The following is a 20810-nucleotide window of genomic DNA, read 5'->3' on the forward strand; positions in this document are numbered from 1 at the left end:
CAGCATCTAGTCTTTCCGGACGCGTACGCACCCGCGCACCCCGCGCGCCCACCGAGGAGAGGCCGAGCCCATGCCCCGTGCCGGCACTCCTCGACGGGGCGGCGTGGCGACGGTGAGTGTGCTGCGGCAACGTGGCGCGGTCGCCGTGAGTGTGCTGCTGGGTGCGCTGCTCGCGCTGCTGATGTGCTCGGGGGCGACGGGGGCGGGTACGTCGACGGTTACGTCGGCCGGGTCCGCGACGGGACTCGCCCCATGGGCCGACGCGGCTGCCGCGACGGCCGACGCCGGGGCTGTCTCCGCAGCTGCCGCGGGCGTCCCGGTGGCCTTGCCAGGGCCCGCAGCCGCGACGCCCGGCGTGGTCGGCCTCCCGGCCGCCGCCGTCGGGGACCAGCAGGTGCCCGGCTGCGGTGAGAGCCCCGGGGGCGACAGTGGGACGGGCCCGGGGACCCCGGCGCGAGGCTCCTCCTCGTACGAGCTGCTGCACGCCCTGTACGACGCCCGCGCCGCCTCGGGGCCGTGGGGTGCCGACCCCGTGCTGCCGGCCGCCGAACCCGACCGCGGGCCGCTGCCGCTCGACCCGCCGTCCCCGATAGATCTCTCCGTCCTGCGCGTCTAGGCCTCACCCGCCTCAGGGCCGCATCACCGAGCCGAGCCGCGTAACCGGGCCGACATCGACACGCAGGCCGGGGCCTGGCCCGACGTACGAGCCGGTACTGCCGGCGCACGGCAGGTCCCCGTACGGCAGATCCCGCACGGGCAGGCCCGCGCGCGGACCGTCCGCACGCGCACCCCGCGCCCGGCACTGCTCGCGGTCCCGGTCCGCGCCGTCCCGTCCGCCCGGCAGCTGTCCGTGCCCCCCCTCATATCCCATGCCTCCGGCGCCCAACGCGCCCGCATCCCGTTCAGGAGTACCGGAACACCCATGAGCACCTCCGAGCGCAAGACCGACAAGACCGAGCCCAAGCCCAAGATCACCCCCAAGATCACCCCCAGGAAGACCTCCCGCCGCGGCCTCGCCATCGGCGCGGGTGTCGCCGCCGCGGCGATCCTCCTCGGCGTGGCCTCGTACCGCGCCACCAAGCCCGAGGCCGCATCCTCGGCCGCCGCCGACGACTCCCCGGCCGCCGAGGTGTCCGCCGACCCGCGGGCCGGCGTCTATCCCGAGCTGGCGAAGCTCGCCAGGCGCGACGCCAAGGACTCGCTCGCGCAGGGCCGGGCGGACGCGCCCGTCGTCCTCATCGAGTACGCCGACTTCAAGTGCGGCTACTGCGGGAAGTTCGCCCGCGACACCGAGCCCGACCTGGTGAAGAAGTACGTCGACAACGGCACCCTGCGCATCGAGTGGCGCAACTTCCCCATCTTCGGCAAGGAGTCCGACGCGGCGGCCCGCGGCGCCTGGGCCGCAGGCAGGCAGGACCGCTTCTGGCAGTTCCACGCCGCCGCGTACGCGGACGGCGCGAAGGAGAAGGGCTTCGGCGACGGCCGACTCAAGGCGCTCGCGGAAGAGGCCGGGGTGAGGGATCTCGACCGTTTCACCGAGGACACCGGGAGCGAGGCCGCCAAGTCGGCGGTGAAGGCGGACCAGGACGAGGCGTACCGACTGGGCGCCACCTCCACGCCGTCCTTCCTCGTCAACGGCAGGCCGATCGCCGGCGCCCAGCCCGCCGAGGTCTTCACCCAGGCCATCGAGGCGGCGGCCAAGGCCGCGAAGACGGCCAAGGGCGCCGGGCCTGAGAAGAAGGCGAAGGACGACAAGTGAGTCCGGATATCGGGTACCTGGCCGCCTTCCTCGGCGGCCTCCTCGCCCTGCTCAGCCCGTGCAGCGCCCTGCTCCTGCCCGCCTTCTTCGCGTACTCGATCGACTCCACGTCACGCCTGATGGCCAGGACGGGCATCTTCTACGCCGGCCTCGCCAGCACTCTCGTGCCGCTGGGCGCGGCCGGCTCGTACGCCGGACGGCTCTTCTACGGCCACCGGGACCAACTCGTCCTGTTCGGCGGCTGGCTGATCATCGTGCTCGGCGTCGCCCAGATCCTCGGCATGGGCTTCGCGTCCCGCCGTATCGCCGCGCTCTCCGGGCGGATCCGGCCGACCACCGCGGTGTCCGTGTACGCACTGGGGGCCGTCTACGGGCTGGCCGGTTTCTGCGCCGGACCCATCCTCGGCAGCGTCCTCACCGTCGCGGCCGTCAGCGGCAGCCCGGTCTACGGCGGACTGCTGCTGGCCGTCTACGCGCTGGGCATGGCCGTACCGCTGTTCCTGCTCGCACTCCTCTGGGAACGCTTCGACCTGGGCAAGCGGCAGTGGCTGCGGGGGCGGACGCTCACCCTGGGCCGCTTCGAGCTGCACACCACCTCGCTGCTCTCCGGGCTGTTCTTCATCGTGCTCGGCACGCTCTTCCTCGTCTTCGACGGGACGACGGCCCTGCCGGGACTGCTCGACGTGGACGACTCGTTCGCGATCGAGGAGTGGGCGAACGGCCTCGGCGAGGCGGTGCCCGACGCTGCGCTGCTGGCCGGTGTGGTGGCCCTGGCCGGCCTGGTGCTCGCCCTGCGCGCCTGGCGGCGCAGGACGGCGGCGCGGGAGGCGGTGGAGGAGGGATAACGCGAAAGGCCCCGTCCACCGGACGGGGCCTTCGATGTGTAGTGGCTGGGGCCGGGATCGAACCGGCGACCTATCGCTTTTCAGGCGATCGCTCGTACCAACTGAGCTACCCAGCCACGCAGCCTTACGGTTGCAGCGGTCCTGACGGGATTTGAACCCGCGGCCTCCACCTTGACAGGGTGGCGAGCACTCCAAGCTGCTCCACAGGACCAAGCGTGGTGCGAGACTTAGTCTCGCACACGATTTGTGCGTGCCCCCAACGGGATTCGAACCCGTGCTACCGCCTTGAAAGGGCGGCGTCCTGGGCCACTAGACGATGAGGGCTAAGGGCCCACCTGCGCGCTTCACAGCGCGTCGGGGACTTGAGAAGCATATGGGATGGCGGGAGCTATCGCCAAAACGGTTTACGGAGTGCCGGACGGGGCGCCGGGAGAGGTCTCCGGGGAGGCGTCGGCGGACGGCTCGGCCCCCGGCTGGTTCTCCTCCGGGAGGTGGCGGCCGACCTCGGCCGTCGTCAGGCCGAGGCCGCCCAGCGTGATCTCGTCCCAGGCCTGTAGCCGCTTGGTCGTCCGGTCCAGATAGAGCAACGAGGTGCGGACCTTCTCCGGCTTGTCGTTCTGCAGCGCGCGCAGCCCGCCGCCGCCCGACGAGCCCTCGATTTTGAGCCGGGTGCCGTACTCCATGACTTCGGTCCTGCGATGGTGCGTGTGCCCCGCCAGTACGAGAGGGACCTCGCCGTCCGTCTCGCGGGCCGCCACCGGGTTGTGCGCGATGGCGATGTCGACGGGGGTGCCGGCCCGCTCCTGGTCGCGCAGCGCGGAGGCGAGCCGCGTGCCCGCCATGCGTTCCGCCGGGTCGCCCTCGGCCTCCACCGAGCGGTCCGGGGTGAACTGCGGATCGCCCATGCCCGCCACCCGCAGCCCGTCCACCGTGACCGCGCTGCCCTCGTCGAGGACGTGCACGCCCTTGAGACCGCGCAGGTACTTCTGGGTGACCGCCGAGTCGTGGTTGCCGCGCACCCAGACGTACGGCGCGCCGAGGTCCGGGATCGGATCCAGGAAGCTGTTCTCGGCGCCGGTGCCGTGGTCCATGGTGTCGCCGGAATCGATGATCACGTCGATGTCGTACTGCTCCACGAGCGAGCCGATGATGTGCCACGACGCGGGGTTGAGATGGATGTCGGACACGTGCAGCACCCTCATCGTCGCCGGGTCGGGCTGGTACGTCGGGAGGGTCGAGGTCGCGTCGTACAGCTTGGTCACATTGGTGACGAGCCGCGCCAGTTCCTTCTGGTAGACATCGAATTCGGCGACGATGCTGCGCGCGTTGCCGACGACGGACGGCGCGGAGGAGAGCAAGCCGGAGAACTTCGGCTCCAGGACCGACTTGGGATTCCAGGTCACGTACGCGCTGACGCCCGAGGCCGTGAGCAGGGCGAGCGCGAGACCGCCCGCGGCGAGTGCTTTGCGCGGGCGGCGGTAGACGGCCAGACCCAGCGCGGTGGCCCCGGAGACGACGGCGACGCAGGAGCGCACGGCCAGTTCGGTGGCGCCCGCGGAGACGTCGCCGGTGACCTCGCCCTGGAGCCCGGAGAGGCGCTCGGGATGCTCGACGAGGGCTTGCGAGCGGACCGGGTCGAGCTGGTCGACGTCCACGTCGAGGCGGATCGGGGCGATATGGGTGTTGAGTTCGAGCGCTCCGAGCGGGGAGACGTTGATCTTGGTGCCGCCGGACAGGGACGGGCGCAGGGTCATGCTCGTGTCCATCGGGCCGACCGGCGTCCGGACACTGCCGACGATCAGCAGCCCGAGCCAGGCGCCGAGCAGCACCACCGCGGTCAGGCCGAGCGCCCGTGCGTAGGGGTGCGGGGCGTGCACGAGGGCGCTGGTCGGGGAGGCTTGTTGGGAGCGGTAGTGGCGTCGTACGCGGACATACGTGGCACGGAAGGGGTCTCGGGCCATTGCTCCCGTATTCCCATGCGGGAGCACCGCTAAGCCCGCCCGGCCACTCGCCCGGAAGTCGGCGACAATGGGCCCGTGCTGGAGATGACGCGTGAGGAGTTCGAAGAACTGGTCGCGGAGGCCCTCGACCGGATCCCACCCGAGCTGATGCGGCTGATGGACAACGTCGCGATCTTCGTGGAGGACGAGCCGCCGAAGGACGAGCCCGAGCTGCTCGGGCTGTACGAGGGAACGCCACTGACCGATCGCGGCGAGTGGTACGCCGGTGTGCTGCCGGACCGGATCAGCATCTACCGGGGGCCGACGCTGCGGATGTGCACCTCGCGGGAGGAGATCGTCGCTGAGACGGAAATCACCGTGGTGCACGAGGTGGCGCACCACTTCGGGATCGACGACGCGCGGCTGCACGCCCTGGGATACGGGTGAGCCGGTGAGTGCGGCGGCGGGGGCCACGGTCGGCGCCCGCGATGAGTGACGCGATCGATCCGGACGTCGATCTCCGGGTGCCCGCGCACCGCGCCGAGACCACCGGGCGCGGCAAGTGGCTGGTCCTCGGGGCGATCTCGGTGGGCGGCGCGCTCGGGGCGCTGGCCCGGTACGGTGCGGCGCTTCTGTGGCCCGGGAGCGTGTGGACGACGTTCGGCGTCAATGTGCTGGGCAGTGCGCTGATCGGCGTGCTGATGGTGCTGGTGAGCGAGTGGGGCCGGGGGCACGCGCTGGTCCGGCCGTTCCTCGGGGTCGGCGTGCTGGGCGGCTTCACGACCTTCTCGACGTACGCCGCGGACGTGGCGCGGCTGCTTGATGAGGGCGCGGCGGTCACCGCGATGACGTACGCGGCCGGGACGTTCGTGGCCGCGCTGAGCGCGGTGTGGCTGGCGGCGTCGGTGACGGGGTCGCTCGTGACGCGGGTGGTGGCCCGATGAGGGCGCCGGCCGTGGCATCGGAGGTGGGCGCATGACCTGGGTGCTGGTGGCGGTCGGGGCGGCGGTCGGGGCGCCCCTGCGGTATCTGACGGACCGTGCGGTGCAGGCGCGGCACGACTCGGTGTTCCCGTGGGGGACGTTCGTGGTCAACGCGGTGGCGAGCCTGGTCCTTGGCCTGCTGACCGGCGCGTTGGTCTCCTCGTCGACGTACGCGTTGCTCGGGACCGGTCTGTGCGGGGCGCTGTCGACGTACTCGACCTTCTCGTACGAGACGCTGCGGCTGGCCGAGCGTGGCTTGAAGTTCCTCGCGGCCGCGAGCGCGGTGGCGTCGCCGCTGGTGGGGCTGGGTGCGGTGGTTCTGGGCGTGGAGCTCGGGCGGGGGCTGCTGCGGTAGCGGGGCCTCTGCGCGCCGTCGTGCGGGGCGCCGTGGTCGTTGTGCCGTGGTCGTTGTGCCGCGGTCTCCGGACGCCCCGGGGAGTGACCCGTGCGGTAGTCGGGCCGGGGTCTTCGGGCGCCCGGGGAATGACCCGAGCCGTAACCGATGAGCCCGGCGCGTGTCCCTTGCGGGTGAATGGGAGTTGGACAGATGAACCCCGTTCGCCGTGCCCCGGAGGTGCCGCCCAGTGCGCCAGTTGAACATCCCTGTCCGATTGGCCGCCGCCGCGCTCGCGGTGGCGGCGTCCGCAGGCTGCATGAGTGTGGGCGACGAGGAGGGCAAGCCCTCGCCGACGCGTCCCGCGGCGCGGCAGGGGACGGTCGCCGAGGTGGACGCCGACTCGGGTCCGTCCGGCACGGGGCAGGGGCGTACGGGCGGACACGGGGCCACCGGTGAGGGCGGCAAGGACGCCAAGGGCGGCAAGGACGGGAAGGGCGATCCGCGGGACGAGGGCGCGGACGCCGAGCCGGGTGCCTCGGCCGGGCCCACCGCCGACCCGCCGGACAAGGGCACCGGGGCGGGCGACGGCGTCACCCGGCCCAAGCCGCCGCGCCCCGGCACGCCGACGCCGACGGGCGGCGGGTCCACGCCGCCCAAACCGCCGGTGACGCCGGAGCCTCCGGTGACGGAGCCGCCGCCCGAGCCGCCGCCCGAGCCGCCCTCGACCCCGCCTGGACCCTCGGCTTCGCCGGCGGCCGACATGAGGGCCGCGGGGATGGGGGAACAGCGCCTCAGTTCACGCGAGCCGACCGCATCACCGCAGGTGGGGCCGGTGTAGGAGAGCCGGTTTGCCATAACCGGGGGAGGGTGCGTATGGTTATAGATCGTTTGATCCCATTGCCCGGCGCCACTGAGTTCTCGCAAAAGACGAGAGCAAGAGCGCCCCGTGGCGCGTACTCTCCCTTACCGTGCTTGACCGCATTGAGGCGGTCGAATTGCGATTCACGGAGTTTGGGCGCGTGCCGAGACTCCGGAAGGTTTCGCATTTCGTATGTCCATTTCCAGCACTGACCGCACCGCCATGCCCGAGAACGAGTCGGTCGACCAGACCGCCGACATCATCGAGGCTGTAGACACCACCGCGGACACCACTGCCGCGGACACCACCCCCGCCGACACCGCCGTCGTGGACGCAGCCGCCGAGATCATCGAGGTTGTCGAGATCGCGGAGGCCGCCGAGGTCGTCGTCGAGGTCACCGACACCCCCGCCAAGACCGAGGCCGTCCAGGCCGAGGCCACGGACGACGCAGCAGCCGACGACGCGGACGCCGAGCCGACCGTCACGTTCGGCAGCCTGGGTCTCCCCGACGGCATCGTCCGCAAGCTCGCCCAGAACGGCGTCACCGCGCCCTTCCCGATCCAGGCCGCGACCATCCCGGACGCCCTGGCCGGCAAGGACATCCTGGGCCGCGGCCGTACCGGCTCCGGCAAGACCCTCTCCTTCGGTCTGCCGCTGCTGGCCACGCTGTCCGGTGGTCACACCGACAAGAAGAAGCCCCGCGGCATCATCCTCACCCCGACCCGTGAGCTCGCGATGCAGGTCGCGGACGCGCTCCAGCCGTACGGCGACGTGCTCGGCCTCAAGATGAAGGTCGTCTGCGGCGGTACGTCCATGAGCAACCAGATGTACGCCCTGGAGCGTGGCGTCGACGTCCTCGTCGCCACCCCGGGCCGTCTGCGCGACCTCATCAACCGCGGCGCCTGCTCGCTGGCGGACGTCCGCATCGCCGTCCTCGACGAGGCCGACCAGATGTCCGACCTGGGCTTCCTGCCCGAGGTCACCGAGCTGCTCGACCAGATCCCCGGCGGCGGCCAGCGGATGCTCTTCTCCGCCACCATGGAGAACGAGATCAGCACGCTGGTCAAGCGCTACCTGACGAACCCCGTCACGCACGAGGTCGACAGCGCGCAGGGCAACGTCACGACCATGACCCACCACGTCCTCGTCGTGAAGCCGAAGGACAAGGCGCCGGTCACGGCCGCGATCGCCGCCCGCAAGGGCCGCACGATCATCTTCGTCCGCACCCAGCTGGGCGCGGACCGCATCGCCGAGCAGCTGCGCGAGTCGGGCGTCAAGTCCGACGCACTGCACGGCGGCATGACGCAGGGCGCCCGTACCCGCGTTCTTGAGGACTTCAAGAAGGGTTACATCAACGCCCTCGTCGCCACCGACGTCGCCGCTCGCGGCATCCACGTCGACGGCATCGACCTGGTCCTGAACGTGGACCCGGCCGGCGACCACAAGGACTACCTCCACCGCTCGGGCCGTACGGCCCGTGCCGGCAAGTCCGGCGTCGTCGTGTCGCTGTCCCTGCCGCACCAGCGCCGCCAGATCTTCCGCATGATGGAGGACGCGGGCGTCGAGGCCTCGCGCCACATCGTCGCCGGCGCCGGTGTCTTCGAGCCGGAGGTCGCCGAGATCACCGGCGCCCGTTCGCTCACCGAGGTCCAGGCCGACTCCGCGAACAACGCCGCCAAGCAGGCGGAGCGCGAGGTCAAGGACATGGGCCGCGAGCTGGAGCGCACCACGCGCCGCGCGACCGAGCTCCGCGAGGAGGCCGACCGCCTGGTCGCCCGCGCCGCGCGTGAGCGTGGCGAGGACCCGGACGAGGCAATCGCGGAGATGGCGAAGGCCGCCGAGGCGGAGAACGCCGCCGTGGCAGCGGCTGCAGCCGCTGTGCAGGAGCGCCAGGCCGCGGAGCGTCGCGACGAGCGCGGCAACTTCGAGCGTCGTGGCAACGACCGCGGTGGCTACAAGGGCAACAACGACCGCGGTGGCGACCGTGGCGGCTACAAGGGCCGTGACGACCGTGGTGGCAGCAGCAGCCGTCCGGCGTTCAACCGTGACGACCGTGGTGGCAGCAGCAGCAGCCGTCCGGCGTTCAACCGTGACGACCGTGGTGGCAGCAGCAGCCGTCCGGCGTTCAACCGCGATGACCGTGGTGGCAGCAGCAGCCGCCCCGCGTTCAACCGTGACGACCGCGGTGGCGACCGTCGTGACGACCGTGGCGGCAGCAGCCGTCCGGCGTTCAACCGTGACGACCGTGGCGGCGACCGTCGTGACGACCGTGGCGGCAGCAGCCGTCCGGCGTTCAACCGTGACGACCGTGGCGGCGACCGCAGCGCCCGTCCGGCCACCGGTGGCGGCTTCCGCGCCGGCGGCTCCGACCGCCCGTTCAACCGCGACGACCGCGCGGCCCGCCCGGCCACCGGCGGCGGTTTCCGCGCCGGCAGCTCGGACCGCCCGGCCAGCCGCCGCGACGACCACCGCGGCAGCACCGGCACCGGCACCGGCTCCTTCGGCCGCCGTGACGAGAAGCCGCGCTGGAAGCGCAGCTGATCCGGTGGGCCGGCGGCGCAGGCCGCCGACCCACTAGATAGCTGAACCACTGAAAGCGGGCCCGTTCCTCAATGCGGGCCCGCTTTTCTGTGCCCTGCGCAGCGGCCAACTCCCGCTCCGGACCAGCCACTTACCATGATCCCCGCCGGAAGCTGACGGCTCTGCTCCGGGCCTGGCGCGAGCCGCGACGGGCCCGGCAACCGATACCCGATCGGCTGCCGGGCTCGGTGCGACTATGCTCAGGGGTGCCTTGCCGAGGGCCGTTAGCTCAATTGGCAGAGCAGCGGACTTTTAATCCGTTGGTTGTGGGTTCGAGTCCCACACGGCCTACCGCTCAGCCCCAGGTCAGGGAGCATCTGATCTGGGGCTGATTCTGTTTTCGGGGGGTTGAAGATTGTTAGATCGGCCTGCGCTCGGCCGAAGTGCTAACGATCAAGACGTGAGGAAGCCCCGGCCGTCCGCCTCGGGGGGAGCGGACGGCCGGGGCCGACGGGGGGTTACAGCGCGGTGGTCAGCACCCGGCTGCGCAGCGGCTCCGAGACGAGCATGTCGGCGAACTGCCAGGATGCCGCCGTCACCTCCTCCTCCTCCTCCTGGAGCACGATCTCGTCCGCCGTGGTGCGGAACATGAACCGGAGGTCGAAGTGCAAGTGATCCGGCTCGTCCTTCGCAGGGTTCGCCGGAATAATGTGCGCGTCCACGTGCAGCGGCAGGTCGACCGCCAGCGTCACCTTGTCAGCGTCGGTACCGGTCTCCTCGGCGAGCTCGCGCAGCGCCGCCCCGACGAGCGTCTCGTCCGTGTCCTCGACGACATGGCTGCCGGGCAGCAGCCACTTCGAAAGGGCCTGGTGCTCGATGGTCAGGACTCGACCGTCGGGGCGGTGGAGCACGACGCCGGCGGTGACGTGACCGCGGAACTCCTTGCGTGAGGTGATCGTGTCGCCCGCCTCGTCGAGCAGGGCGGCGAGCGGCTCCTTGTCCTCGGGGTGCTGGGCGAGGTAGCCGCCGACATCGAGGAGGACGAGAGGCTCACCTGCGGCGCGCGACTCGAGGAAGTCGACGGCCGTCTCGGGGTCGGTGAACAGTCCTCGGGAGAGGGTGGCGCACTGGGCGACCTTCTCCACCTCGCGCTGCGCCGAGGCATTGATGGGCTTCGGCTTGGGGAGGATCGCCCGCAGTTGTGAAGCCGCCGCGACCGCCTTCACGAACGAGGGGCGTTCCGGCAACGGGTGGGTGATGAGCAGGGACGCCGGAGGCTCCGGCGGGCGGAACTGGGTGTTGATCCGGGCGAAGTACGCGTCGAGCCGCGCGTGTTCGAACGCTTCCATGAGCGTCGCCTTTCAGGTCTCAAGCGCGGGGGCCGTGCACCAGGCGCACTGGCAGGGCGGGTAGGCGATGGAGCCGATCGGAGCAGTCTCGGGGTGTTCGCGTTCGACGATCAGATGCTCGTCACGCCGCACATCTCGAACCTGCTGGGCCACGAGTCGCCGATGCTGCACCTGCGGCGCCTCGGAGACGATGGTCTCTACGATCGTTTCGCTGCCCACGCAGCCGCCCTGTGGGAGACCGGTCGACCAAGTCTGGTCCTGAACGCGCAAAGGCGCCCCCTGCCAGCCGGTGAGGGCCGGACAGGGGGCGTGCGGTCACCGACGCCAGGGCGTCAGGTCGAGGTCGGGTAGCCCACCGCAGGAGATCCAAGACGAACGAAGTGAGTAGCTTGCGCTGGGTTCGCTGGTCCTTCACTCCCTGGTCGAGCCGGTCAGTGATCGCGGCGAAATCTTGGCGGCGGTTCGCGCCCCTTGACTGGGGCCACGGCAGGATGCCCACAGCAGAGCAGCCCCGGCCGCCGCGATTCCGGCGCCGGAACGAGGCGATGCGGGGCGGTGAGGAACGGTATCGCCGCAGTCTGCCGAGTGGGCCGAGCGCCGCTCTGACCAGGCCGTTGCGGCAGAGCGCGACACAGGGCGCCCTCTACCGAACCCTTCGGAGTCGTAACCCCCGTCGACGGGGGTTACGACATTCCGGGGACCCTTCGCTCAGGCGCGCGTGAGCTCCGCCGCTCCGAAGGAGACGTTGAAGCGGTCGCACCAGATGCTCACGCTGCCGTACCGGTCCAGATCGAGAGCGGCGGGCAGGGCGTAGTTCTGGTCGCCCTTGTTGCCCTTGAGCCTGCCGAGGCTCTCGTACTTCCCGTCGTCGAACACGCCCCAGCCCGCCGTGCCCTCCTTCACCGGCGCATCGGTGATCCAGACCCGCAGATCCGGGCCGTTGCTGGTGTCCAGCCCCGTCAGGCGCAGGGTGCGCGAGCCGTCGGGCAGTTGCAGGATCCGCACCTTGCCCGAAGTCCGGTGCTCGTGGCTGATGAATTCACCGGTGGCCAGTGTCTCCGGGGCCCTTGGTGGCTTCGACGCATTGGCCGCCGGGGCGCCGGACGGGCTCTCGGCCGACTCGTCCACGGCCGCGGCGGTGGGGATTCCTTCTCGTACGGTCTCGTCCCGCACCAGCTTCCACGGCTCGAACCAGTAGAGCCCCGCCCCGGCCACCAGCGCGGCCGCCATCAGTGCGCCCAGGAGTAAGGGCCTGCTCAGCCATCGCCGTACGCGTCCCATGTCGTTCTCCTGTGAGTGTCCGCACCGAACTGTCCTTGATTCCCAGTCAACGGGATCAGGCCGCTGTTTGTCCCCGGCTGCCTGATGACGGATTCCTTACGGCGGCACGGTGGCGCGGGGCCCCGCGGAAAGTGGTGGAGCGGTGCTCCACCGATGGCGTAGAGTCAGGTTTACCGACGCGGGGTGGAGCAGCTCGGTAGCTCGCTGGGCTCATAACCCAGAGGTCGTAGGTTCAAATCCTGCCCCCGCTACTGAAGTAGTGGATGAAGGCCCGGACTCATGGAGTCCGGGCCTTTGTCGTGTCTCCTGGCGCCCCCCGCCCGTTTGTCCCCCACTTGGCCGACCCCGGATAGCCGTCCGGCGCGGCTGCGGACAGCCTGGGTGGGGCGCGGTACGGTCCGCAACCGGGTGCGGACTGGCAGGAGACCACAGGTGGGAAAGCAAAGCGGAGCGGGTGGCGGTGGGGCCCGTACAACCCGGCGGTTCGTCCGGGCGCTGCCCGCGCTGCTGATCGTCGGCGGATTCTTTTTCGACCTCACGACCCCGTCGAACTTCACCGCGTCGCCCCTCTTCGCCGCCGCCCCGCTGATCGCCGCGCCGCTCTTCGCCCTCAGCAACACCGTGCTCACCGGAATCGCCTCGACCCTGGCCGTCGCCGGGCTGCATCTTCGTACGCAGACCGCGACGCAGGTCGAGGCCGTCACCGAGCTGATCACCGTGGTCACCGTCGCCGCCCTCGCAGTGGTCATCAACCGCGTCGTGCGGCGCGGCGACCGCGAGCTCGCCTCCGCGCGGGAGATCGCCGAGGCGGCCCAGCGCGCCGTGCTGCCCACGCCCGCCGACCGGATCGCCGGGCTGCACGTCGCGGCGCGCTACGAGGCGGCGCAGGCGGACGCGTTCATCGGCGGCGACCTCTTCGCCGTGCAGGACACTCCGTACGGTGTGCGCCTGGTGGTGGGGGACGTGCGGGGCAAGGGCCTGGACGCCGTGGAGGCCGTCGCCGTGGTCATCGGAGCCTTTCGTGAGGCCGCCGAGCAGGAGACCTCGCTGGAAGGCGTCGCGCAGCGGCTGGAGCGGGCGCTGGCGCGGGAAGGGACCCGGCGGGACGGCCTCGACGCGTTCGAGGGCTTCACCACCGCCGTGCTCGCGGAGATCTCGCGGGACGGCGGCGTCCTGCGGCTGGTCAACCGCGGCCACCCCGAGCCGCTGCTGCTGTACGCCGACGGGGCTCTGGACGTCATGGAGCCGGTCGAGGCCGCGCTGCCGCTGGGGATGGCCGAGCTGGGGGCGTGGCCGGATCTGGCGCAGGAGTACACCTACCCGGCGGGGGCCACGCTGCTCCTCTACACGGACGGGCTGTCCGAGGCCCGCAACGCGGCGGGCGTCTTCTACGACCCGCAGGCGCGGCTGCGCGGCCGGATCTTTCCCGGGCCCGATGAGCTGTTGGGGGCGCTCATCGACGACGTACGGCTGCACACCGGTGGCGGGTCCACGGACGACATGGCGCTGCTGGCGGTCGGGCGGCCCTCCGAGGGGCAGCAGGACCGACGCAGGACCGTGGAGATCGTCAGGCGGGCCGAGCGTCAGAGACCGGCGGCAGAGGGCGGCCCCGGGCGCGGGGCAGGGGCAGCGGGCGTGACAGCGGGCGGACCTCGTGGTGGATCCCGTGGCGGCCCCGATGGCGGACCTCGTGGTGTGTACGGCGGTGGATCCGGTGGCGGTTTCGGCGGTGGGTTCGATGAGGGAAGCGGCGCGGAATCCGACGGAGGGTCCGGGGCGCGCTCCGGTCCCTGCGGGCGCTGAAACAATCGCGGTTCCCCGTGCTGCGACGCTCCGTAGTCGTGAAGCACCGCTGCGCATAATAATTGACGAACCGTCAAGAAAACGATGTTTCCTGAGTGGCGATCAACTCGACCCATTGTGACCGTTTGTGTCCCGCTAAGTCTGTGGCGAAGTCGTTAAAGATCACCTGGAACGGCTTGGAACCGGACCGGGTCTCTATTAACGTTCGATAACGCAGCGCGGTTGTCCCAGTCGTCGCAAGAGGCGACACCGTGCGCACGCGCCGAATTCCGCAAGGGAACCGGGGAACCATGTTCCTTGGGGTGAATCGGGCCGAACCTGGCCCGTAGGAGACCTTCCTGCTCCGAACCCGTCAGCTAACCCGGTAGGCGAGAAGGAAGGAAAGGAGCACGCCTCCGTGGCGTCCAACACCCCTGCCCCAGTGGCCCCCCTGCCCCCCTACGGGGTGCCGAACGACCCCGCTGACCTCATTCGCGGGGAGGGTACTTGGGAAGAGTGGAATCCCACCGAGGACTCCATTCGTCCCGTGCGTGGCAAGCACCGCGTGGCCAAGCAGCGCGGCGGCATCGCCCGCAGCTCCACGGTTCTGGGTGTCGGCGTCATCGCCGCGGTCGGCGCGGGCGGCATCGCCACCGCGCAGGACAAGCCGGCCGTCTCGATATCCCTGCCGGACTCCATCGCCGACTCGCTGCCCGACGCCAAGTCCCTTCCCGGCGTGGGCGCCCTGTTCTCCGACGACTCGGACGGCGACTCCGGCGTCACCACGGGCGAAGCGGTCGTCGCCGCCACCCCGCTCACCACGGCCGGTGTCAGCACCGCCGACGCGCGGCAGGGCACCACCGGCGCCGGCGAGGTGCTCCGCGCCCGCATACTCCAGCAGGCCGATCAGCAGCAGGCCGCCGCGGACGCCGCCGCCAAGCAGGCCGCCGAGTCGGCCGCCGCCGAGCGGGCCGCGGCAGACGCGAAGGACCAGCAGGACGAGGCGAAGGCCGACGCCGCCGAGAAGGAGCGCAAGGCGAAGGAAGCGGCCGAGGCCAAGGCCGAGGCGAAGCGGCTCGCGAAGCTGGCCGCCAGCTACTCCCTGCCGACCTCCTCGTACACGCTCACCTCCACCTACGGCCAGTCCGGCTCGATGTGGTCCTCCGGTCAGCACACCGGCCTCGACTTCGCGGCCCCGACGGGCACGCCGGTCAAGGCCGTGCACGGCGGGACCATCAAGTCGGCCGGCTGGTCGGGTTCGTACGGCTACCGCATCGTCCTCGAACTCGATGACGGTACGGAGATCTGGTACTGCCACCTCTCCTCGATGAGCGTCACCTCGGGCAACGTCGGCACAGGCGACACCATCGGCAACGTCGGCGCCACCGGCAATGTGACGGGCCCGCACCTGCACCTTGAAGTGCACACACCCGGCGGCGACGGCGTTGACCCGGCGTCCTGGCTGCGCGGCAAGGGCCTCAACGTCTGAGGCCCCGGCCGGTTGCGGGAGACCCGGAGCCGGCCGAGGGAACGCATGAGCCCGCCATGCGGTTGATCAACCCATGACTTCTCTCCGCAAACTGGGCAACTCCGACCTCGCCGTCTTCCCGGGCGGCGTGGTGCGCTGGGGCGGCGTGGTGCGGTGCCCTCGGCGGTGGCGTCCACACCCGGCCCGTCGCCCGCGCCGCGTACTCCAGCGCGGGCCCGGCCACACCCTTGCGCTGCCACAGATGGTGCAGCAGCTCCAGCTCGCGCGCCGCGAAGTCCGCGCCCACCATGCCCCGGCGGGCCCGGTGGCGCAGAAAGGCCAGGGAGGTCGCGAAGGCCTCGTACTCGGCGACCGTACGAGCCGCCGCCCGGCCGCCGTGCACCCGGGCAGCGGCGTCGCGCGCCACCGAGCGGGCCCGCATGGAGGACAGCGCGAGCGGTTCGTGGGCGCCCAGCCAGCCCGCGCGCGCGTAGGCGGGCAACGCGGCGGAGACGGTGCGCAGCTCGCGCTGGCTCGTCCAGACCGCCAGCCAGGTCAGCAGGCCGAAGGCGGGGACCATGAAAGCGGCGTACACCGCGTAGAAGCCGTACTCGCCGAAGGTCCCCGAACCGTTCCACAGGGCGTGCATGCCCATCGCGAAGGCCAGGCCGAGCAGGGGCAGCGCGATCCGGCGGACCCGTCCCCAGCGGGGCGGCGCGAGCGCGGCGAGACCAAAACCTATGCCCGTGAGCGCGGTGAACAGTGGGTGCGCGAACGGCGACATGACGATGCGTACGAAGAAGGTCGCCGCGGTCACCGAAGCGAAGCCCGATGCGCCCATCTCCTGGTCCTGGCCGAAGGCGTTGCCCAGATAGAGGATGTTCTCGGTGAAGGCGAAGCCCGTCGCGGTGAAGCCCGCGACGACCACCCCGTCGACGATCCCGTTGAAGTCGCGTCTGCGGAAGAGGAAGATCAGCAGGACCGCCGCCGCCTTCGCGCTCTCCTCCACGACCGGGGCGATCACGGTGGCGCCGAGGGTGTCGGCGCCGGCCGGATCCGCGGTGGCGGTGGCTATCCAGCGGGTCGCGAAACTGTTCGCGATGATCGCGACGAGGGCGGCGGCGAACGCGCCCCAGGCGAAGGCGAAGAACAGATTCCGCCAGGGGCCCGGCTCCACCCGGTCCAGCCAGCGGAACGCCGTGATCAGCAAGGGCACCGGCAGCACGGCCAGGCCGAGGCCGACGAGGAAGCCCTGGGTGCCCGTCTGGTCGCGGACGATCGCCAGGATCACCAGCGCGCAGAGCGCGAGCAACGTGATCACCGCGCCCGCGCGCACCGCCTTCTTGTGCCAGAAGGAGCGGCGGGGCCTGTAGCGCCAGTGCGCACGCGCCGGTACGGCGGCGAACTGCGGCTGCTGCTCACAGTCCGGGACCGCCGGATCCTGCCGGGAGTGCGGAGACGACTCGTACACCCGTCGACCCTAACGAGCGACACTGACACCTGGCGATGCCGCCCTGCGCCCCGGCGGGGCCTATACGCGGCGGAACAGCAGGTCGTGCACCGCGTGGCCCTTGTCGAGGCCCTGACCCTCGAACCGGGTAAGTGGCCGAAAGGCGGGCCGTGGCGCGTAATCGCCGTTCGGCCGGGTGTTCTCGAACTCGGGGTGCGCGGTGAGCACTTCGAGCATCTGCTCGGCGTACGGCTCCCAGTCGGTCGCGCAGTGGAGCACCGCGCCCGGCGCGAGGCGGGTGGCCGCCAGGTCCAGGAACTCCGGCTGGATGAGGCGCCGCTTGTGGTGGCGCTTCTTCGGCCAGGGGTCGGGGAAGTAGACGCGCAGCCCGGCCAGGGAGGCGGGCGGGAGCATCTCGCGGAGCAGGATGATCGCGTCGCCGTTCGCCACCCGGAGGTTGGTCAGTCCGGCGCGCTCGGCGAGGGCGAGCAGGTTGCCCTGGCCCGGGGTGTGCACGTCGACGGCGAGGAGGCCGGTGGCGGGGTCGTCGGTGGCCATCTGCGCGGTGGCCTCGCCCATCCCGAACCCGATCTCCAGGACGACCGGCACCCCTCCGAACAGCTGGTCCAGGTCGAGGACGCGCAGCCCGTCGATGTCCAGCCCCCACTGGGCCCACAGCCGCTCCAGCGCGTCGACCTGCCCGGCGGTGACCCGGCTGCGCCGCGGCTGGAAACTACGGATCCGCCGCTCGTGATGCGACCCGGCGGGGTCGGGCGCGGGGCCACCGGGGAAGCGGGGCTCGCCCTTGGGTCGGTGAAGGGGGGTGGTGGGCGCGGTGGGCGCGGCGGGGCGCGTATCGGGAGACTCAGACACAATGCGTCGATTCTACGGGGGTGGGGTGCGGGGGGTACGGGGCCGCCTGCGGCGGGCCTGTCCCCTACCCGCCCCTTCCCGAGACTGGGGGCAGGCCCCCAGACCCCCGGACGCCCTGCGGGCGTGTCCTCAAGCGCCGGACGGGCTGAAAGTGTCCCGGATGCTGCGCATCTTCGTCAGTCCGGAGGACCGGGGCCGGGAGGGCCGCGGCCGGGGGGCCAAGCTGCCCCCGTGTTCTCTCACTCCGCCCATTTCAGCCTTTCCGGCGTTTGAGGACCGGGACCAGGGCGTGGGGCTGCCGCCCGCTTTCACCCCGGTCCTCCAGCCTGTCCGGCGTTTGCGGACCGGGGTCTGGGGCTGAGCCCCAGTTACGGGAAGGGGCGGGCAGGGCACAGCGCAGCGCCGCCGGCAACCCGCACCTTGAGCCGCACCCGCACACCGCACCCCCGGCACCACCCTCACCCCACCCCCAAAACCCCCAGCGCCCGACGCGCCACCTGCCGTCCGATCGGCAGCGCCGCCGTCGCCGCAGGCGAAGGCGCGTTCAGGACATGGATCGTCCTTGGCGCCTGCCTGATCAGGAAGTCATCGACCAGCGTCCCGTCCCGCAGGACCGCCTGCGCCCGTACCCCCGCCGGGGCCACCCGCAGGTCCGCCTCGGTCGCGGCCGGCAGCAGCCTCCGCACCGCGTCGGTGAAGGCCCGCTTCGACAAGGAGCGGTGCAGCTCGCCCGCGCCGTAGCGCCAGTGCCGCCGGGCTATCCGCCAGGATCCGGGCCAGCCGAGCGTGCCCGCCAGCTCCCGCGGCCGGATCGCCGACCAGGCGTACCCCTCACGGGCCAGCGCGGGCACTGCGTTCGGCCCGACGTGAACGCCTCCTTCGATGCCCCGCGTCAGATGCACCCCGAGGAACGGGAACGCCGGATCCGGCACCGGATACACCAGGCCACGGACCAGCTCGGGCCGGGCCAGCTCGTAGTACTCCCCCCGGAACGGCACGATCCGCATCCCCGGATCGTCGCCCGCGAGCCGCGCCACCCGGTCGCAGTGCAGCCCCGCGCAGTTCACCAGGACCCGCGCCCGCAGCACCGCGCCGTCCGCCGTGCGCACCGCGACACCCCAGGGGCGCCGGTCGACGGCGGCGACCTCCGCGCCGTAATGAATCTCCGCGCCCGACGCGCCCACACTCTCCGCGAGCTGCGCCGCGACCGCCCCGAAGTCGCACACCCCGGTCGACCCCACCCGGATCGCGGCCAGGCCCCGCACCTCGGGCTCGTACTCCGCGATCTGGGCGGGGCCGAGCTCCCGCACCGGAATCCCGTTCTCCCGGCCGCGCTGCACCAGCGCGTGCAGCCTCGGCAGCTCCGCGCGCGCGGTGGCGACGATCAGCTTGCCGGTGATCTCGTGCGCGATGCCGTGCTCCGCGCAGAACTTGACCATCTCCGCCGCGCCCCGCACCGCGTATCTCGCCTTGAGCGAGCCCGGCCGGTAATAGATGCCACTGTGGATGACCCCACTGTTGCGCCCGGTCTGGTGCAGGGCGGGGCCCCGCTCCTTCTCCAGCACCACCACGCGCGTGCCCGGCGCGGCCCGCGTGATCGCGTACGCGGAGGAGAGCCCGACGATGCCGCCGCCGACGACCAGCACATCGCAGTCGTAGCGGCCGTACCTGTCGTGTCCCTCGTATGTCATCGGATTCACCTCCCACCCCGGCCGTGTACCCCGAGAAGCGCAGGGAGCGCGCCCCGGACTACCGATGATGCACCGGCCCACTGACAATGCCCTCGAACCCGGGCCGGCCACCCCGCCTCCCGCGGCGGACCGCCGTCCCCGGGCCCGAGGCCCTACGCGGGCGCCACCAGCAGTGGCCGCGCCCGCTCCCGCAGCTCCACGACCCGGGGCTCGTCGCCGTACGGCTCCAGCCGGTGCAGCAGGTCCCGTACGTACTCCGTGGTCCGCGCCGACGAGATCCGCCCCGCGACCTCCACCGCCCGCGTCCCCGCCGCGCACGCCGCGTCCAGGTTTCCCGACTCCAGTTCGGCGACGGCCGACACCACAAGACGCAGCCCGTGCGAGCGCACGAACTCCTCCGTCGGCCGCGACAGCGCCTGCTCGGTGAAGCGGCGCACCTGGCGCGGCGCCTTCAGATCGCGATAGCACTCGGCGGCATCTGCCGCGAACCGGTCGTACGAGTAGAAGCCCAGCCACGTCGGATCGGGATCGCCGTCCCGCGAGCGCTCCAGCCAGCCCTCCGCCGCCTTCAGCGCCGCGCCGGCCGCCTGCGCGTCGCTCGCCTTGGCGTGCGCGCGCGCCTCGACCAGCCGGAAGAAGCTCATGGTGCGGGCGGTGGCGAGCCCCCGGTTGCGCTCGACGGCCGCCTGCGCCAGGTCGACGCCCTCGTCGGCGAAGCCCCGGTAGGTCGCCTGGAGCGACATCGACGCCAGGACGTACCCGCCCAGCGGCACATCGGCCGCCGCCCGCGCGAGTCGCAGCGCCTGGATGTAGTAGCGCTGGGCGGCCTCCTGCTGACCGGTGTCGAAGGCCATCCACCCGGCCAGCCTGGTCAGTTCGGACGTCGCTCCGAAGAGCGAGCGGCCCACCTCGTCGCTGTACGAACCGAGTAACAAGGGCGCCGCGTCAACACGCAGGCACTCCGGGACCATCGAGGAACGCCAGTCCCCTCCGCCGTACTTGGAGTCCCAGCGCCGCGCGTCCTCGGCCGCCTCGCGCAGCTTCACCACATCGCTGTGCCCGACCCGCAGCGGCGTCGCGTCCGACGCGCTCTCGGCGGCGGTGGAGTCCCGCGCGACCGACGAGTCGGCCGGGGTTATCAGCCAGCGGGACGCGGGTGTGGCGTACGCGCTGACGGCGAAGGAGCCGGCCAGGGACTGCCAGATTCCGCCGCTGCCCGCCCGCCTGCCCGCCAGATCCAGCCGGTACAGCTCGGTCGCCGAACGCACCGCCGCCGACACATCACGCGGGAAGGCGAGCCCGACCTCGGGCGCCGGATCCGCGTCCGCGAGACCGATTTCGTGCAGCGGCACGGGACGCCCGAGCTTGGCGCCGATCGCGGCGGCGATCAGATGGGGCGCGGCGCCCTGCGGCACCATGCCCTTGGAGACCCACCGGGCCACCGAGGTCTTGTCGTACCGCAGTGTCAGGCCACGCTGAGACCCGAGATCGTTGACCCGCCTCGCCAGGCCTGCGTTGCTGATTCCCGCGAGGGCGAGAACCGTGCCGAGCTTTTCGTTCGGCCCGCGTTGCTCCCTGGACATGCGCCACCCCTCGACACAGACGGCCGTCCGGCGGGACATTCCCGGCTTTCCCGCCCGCACAACCACGCGGCCAGCCCAGCCGGAATATGC

19 protein-coding genes, 5 tRNA genes and 1 riboswitch are annotated in these 20810 nt (G+C 71.7%); of the genes, 12 read left to right on the forward strand and 12 right to left on the reverse strand.

Translation table 11 applies throughout. The features are described 5' to 3' along the window. Nucleotides 1-70 precede the first annotated feature (70 nt). On the forward strand, nucleotides 71-616 hold the full coding sequence (locus QMK30_RS18355; protein WP_283519338.1) for a hypothetical protein: 546 nt from the start codon (nucleotides 71-73) through the stop codon (nucleotides 614-616). 12 nt (nucleotides 617-628) lie between these two features. On the opposite strand, the gene QMK30_RS18360 is transcribed toward QMK30_RS18355, so the two are convergent. Further along, nucleotides 629-871, reverse strand: coding sequence for a hypothetical protein (locus QMK30_RS18360; protein ID WP_283519339.1), 243 nt, complete (start codon nucleotides 869-871; stop codon nucleotides 629-631). A 51-nt stretch (nucleotides 872-922) separates the two neighbouring features. On the opposite strand from QMK30_RS18360, the gene QMK30_RS18365 reads away from it, so the two are divergent. Next, a complete protein-coding gene (locus tag QMK30_RS18365) occupies nucleotides 923-1759 on the forward strand; it encodes a DsbA family protein (RefSeq protein ID WP_283519340.1) in 837 nt (278 codons plus the stop codon). Then, a complete protein-coding gene (locus QMK30_RS18370) occupies nucleotides 1756-2604 on the forward strand; it encodes a cytochrome c biogenesis CcdA family protein (protein WP_283519342.1) in 849 nt (282 codons plus the stop codon). The genes QMK30_RS18365 and QMK30_RS18370 overlap by 4 nt, the downstream gene beginning before the upstream one ends. A 42-nt stretch (nucleotides 2605-2646) precedes the next feature. On the opposite strand, the gene QMK30_RS18375 is transcribed toward QMK30_RS18370, so the two are convergent. The 4 genes from QMK30_RS18375 to QMK30_RS18390 form a co-directional block, all read right to left on the reverse strand. Next, nucleotides 2647-2720: transfer RNA gene (locus QMK30_RS18375), tRNA-Phe, on the reverse strand. A gap of 20 nt (nucleotides 2721-2740) precedes the next feature. Further along, nucleotides 2741-2815 (reverse strand) — tRNA-Asp (locus QMK30_RS18380). A 40-nt stretch (nucleotides 2816-2855) separates the two neighbouring features. Next, a tRNA-Glu gene (locus QMK30_RS18385) sits at nucleotides 2856-2928 on the reverse strand. Between the two features lie 80 nt (nucleotides 2929-3008). Next, nucleotides 3009-4565: a metallophosphoesterase family protein gene (locus QMK30_RS18390; RefSeq protein WP_283519344.1), complete on the reverse strand. Its 1557-nt coding sequence runs from the start codon at nucleotides 4563-4565 to the stop codon at nucleotides 3009-3011. Nucleotides 4566-4640: 75 nt separating this feature from the next. Here QMK30_RS18390 and QMK30_RS18395 point away from each other — a divergent pair, with 75 nt between their 5' ends. The 6 genes from QMK30_RS18395 to QMK30_RS18420 all read left to right on the forward strand — a co-directional run bounded on the left by QMK30_RS18395 (nucleotide 4641) and on the right by QMK30_RS18420 (nucleotide 9594). Then, nucleotides 4641-4991 (forward strand): metallopeptidase family protein, encoded by a 351-nt coding sequence (locus QMK30_RS18395; protein ID WP_283519346.1) that lies wholly within the window; start codon nucleotides 4641-4643, stop codon nucleotides 4989-4991. 41 nt (nucleotides 4992-5032) lie between these two features. After that, nucleotides 5033-5488: a fluoride efflux transporter FluC gene (locus tag QMK30_RS18400; RefSeq protein WP_283519347.1), complete on the forward strand. Its 456-nt coding sequence runs from the start codon at nucleotides 5033-5035 to the stop codon at nucleotides 5486-5488. Nucleotides 5489-5519: 31 nt separating this feature from the next. Beyond that, on the forward strand, nucleotides 5520-5882 hold the full coding sequence (locus tag QMK30_RS18405) for a fluoride efflux transporter FluC (protein ID WP_283519348.1): 363 nt from the start codon (nucleotides 5520-5522) through the stop codon (nucleotides 5880-5882). A 229-nt stretch (nucleotides 5883-6111) separates the two neighbouring features. After that, nucleotides 6112-6702: a hypothetical protein gene (locus QMK30_RS18410; RefSeq protein WP_283519350.1), complete on the forward strand. Its 591-nt coding sequence runs from the start codon at nucleotides 6112-6114 to the stop codon at nucleotides 6700-6702. A 213-nt stretch (nucleotides 6703-6915) separates the two neighbouring features. Next, a complete protein-coding gene (locus tag QMK30_RS18415) occupies nucleotides 6916-9264 on the forward strand; it encodes a DEAD/DEAH box helicase (RefSeq protein ID WP_502963158.1) in 2349 nt (782 codons plus the stop codon). Between the two features lie 257 nt (nucleotides 9265-9521). Beyond that, nucleotides 9522-9594 (forward strand) — tRNA-Lys (locus QMK30_RS18420). A 167-nt stretch (nucleotides 9595-9761) separates the two neighbouring features. Here the strand turns inward: QMK30_RS18420 and QMK30_RS38480 are convergent. The 3 genes from QMK30_RS38480 to QMK30_RS18440 all read right to left on the reverse strand — a co-directional run bounded on the left by QMK30_RS38480 (nucleotide 9762) and on the right by QMK30_RS18440 (nucleotide 11873). After that, complete coding sequence (locus QMK30_RS38480; RefSeq protein WP_349362079.1) at nucleotides 9762-10592, reverse strand: NUDIX hydrolase; 831 nt, start codon at nucleotides 10590-10592, stop codon at nucleotides 9762-9764. 12 nt (nucleotides 10593-10604) lie between these two features. After that, complete coding sequence (locus tag QMK30_RS18435; protein ID WP_283519391.1) at nucleotides 10605-10811, reverse strand: hypothetical protein; 207 nt, start codon at nucleotides 10809-10811, stop codon at nucleotides 10605-10607. A 489-nt stretch (nucleotides 10812-11300) separates the two neighbouring features. After that, nucleotides 11301-11873: a DM13 domain-containing protein gene (locus QMK30_RS18440; protein WP_283519352.1), complete on the reverse strand. Its 573-nt coding sequence runs from the start codon at nucleotides 11871-11873 to the stop codon at nucleotides 11301-11303. Nucleotides 11874-12050: 177 nt separating this feature from the next. On the opposite strand from QMK30_RS18440, the gene QMK30_RS18445 reads away from it, so the two are divergent. From QMK30_RS18445 to QMK30_RS18455, 3 genes are all read left to right on the forward strand, one after another. Beyond that, nucleotides 12051-12124, forward strand: a tRNA-Met gene (locus QMK30_RS18445). Nucleotides 12125-12305: 181 nt separating this feature from the next. Continuing rightward, nucleotides 12306-13676: a PP2C family protein-serine/threonine phosphatase gene (locus QMK30_RS18450; protein WP_283519353.1), complete on the forward strand. Its 1371-nt coding sequence runs from the start codon at nucleotides 12306-12308 to the stop codon at nucleotides 13674-13676. A gap of 250 nt (nucleotides 13677-13926) precedes the next feature. Beyond that, nucleotides 13927-14062, forward strand: a riboswitch (cyclic di-AMP (ydaO/yuaA leader). Nucleotides 14063-14073: 11 nt separating this feature from the next. Continuing rightward, nucleotides 14074-15144 carry a M23 family metallopeptidase gene (locus tag QMK30_RS18455; protein WP_502963159.1) on the forward strand — a complete coding sequence of 357 codons (1071 nt, stop codon included), beginning with the start codon at nucleotides 14074-14076 and terminating at the stop codon, nucleotides 15142-15144. Here the strand turns inward: QMK30_RS18455 and QMK30_RS18460 are convergent. The 4 genes from QMK30_RS18460 to QMK30_RS18475 form a co-directional block, all read right to left on the reverse strand. Beyond that, entirely contained in the window at nucleotides 15134-16594 is a 1461-nt protein-coding gene (locus tag QMK30_RS18460; protein ID WP_283519354.1) for a PrsW family intramembrane metalloprotease, read from the reverse strand. The two genes, QMK30_RS18455 and QMK30_RS18460, sit on opposite strands and share 11 nt — an antisense overlap. A gap of 60 nt (nucleotides 16595-16654) precedes the next feature. Beyond that, nucleotides 16655-17446: a tRNA (guanosine(46)-N7)-methyltransferase TrmB gene (gene trmB, locus QMK30_RS18465; RefSeq protein ID WP_283519356.1), complete on the reverse strand. Its 792-nt coding sequence runs from the start codon at nucleotides 17444-17446 to the stop codon at nucleotides 16655-16657. A gap of 458 nt (nucleotides 17447-17904) precedes the next feature. Beyond that, nucleotides 17905-19137, reverse strand: a complete 1233-nt coding sequence (gene lhgD, locus QMK30_RS18470; protein ID WP_283519358.1) for an L-2-hydroxyglutarate dehydrogenase — start codon at nucleotides 19135-19137, stop codon at nucleotides 17905-17907. Between the two features lie 152 nt (nucleotides 19138-19289). Continuing rightward, on the reverse strand, nucleotides 19290-20720 hold the full coding sequence (locus QMK30_RS18475; RefSeq protein ID WP_283519359.1) for an NsdA family TPR-like regulatory protein: 1431 nt from the start codon (nucleotides 20718-20720) through the stop codon (nucleotides 19290-19292). Between the last annotated feature and the right edge of the window lie 90 nt (nucleotides 20721-20810).

It is taken from the genome of Streptomyces sp. H27-C3 (assembly GCF_030063415.1).
Taxonomy (GTDB): Bacteria; Actinomycetota; Actinomycetes; order Streptomycetales; family Streptomycetaceae; genus Streptomyces.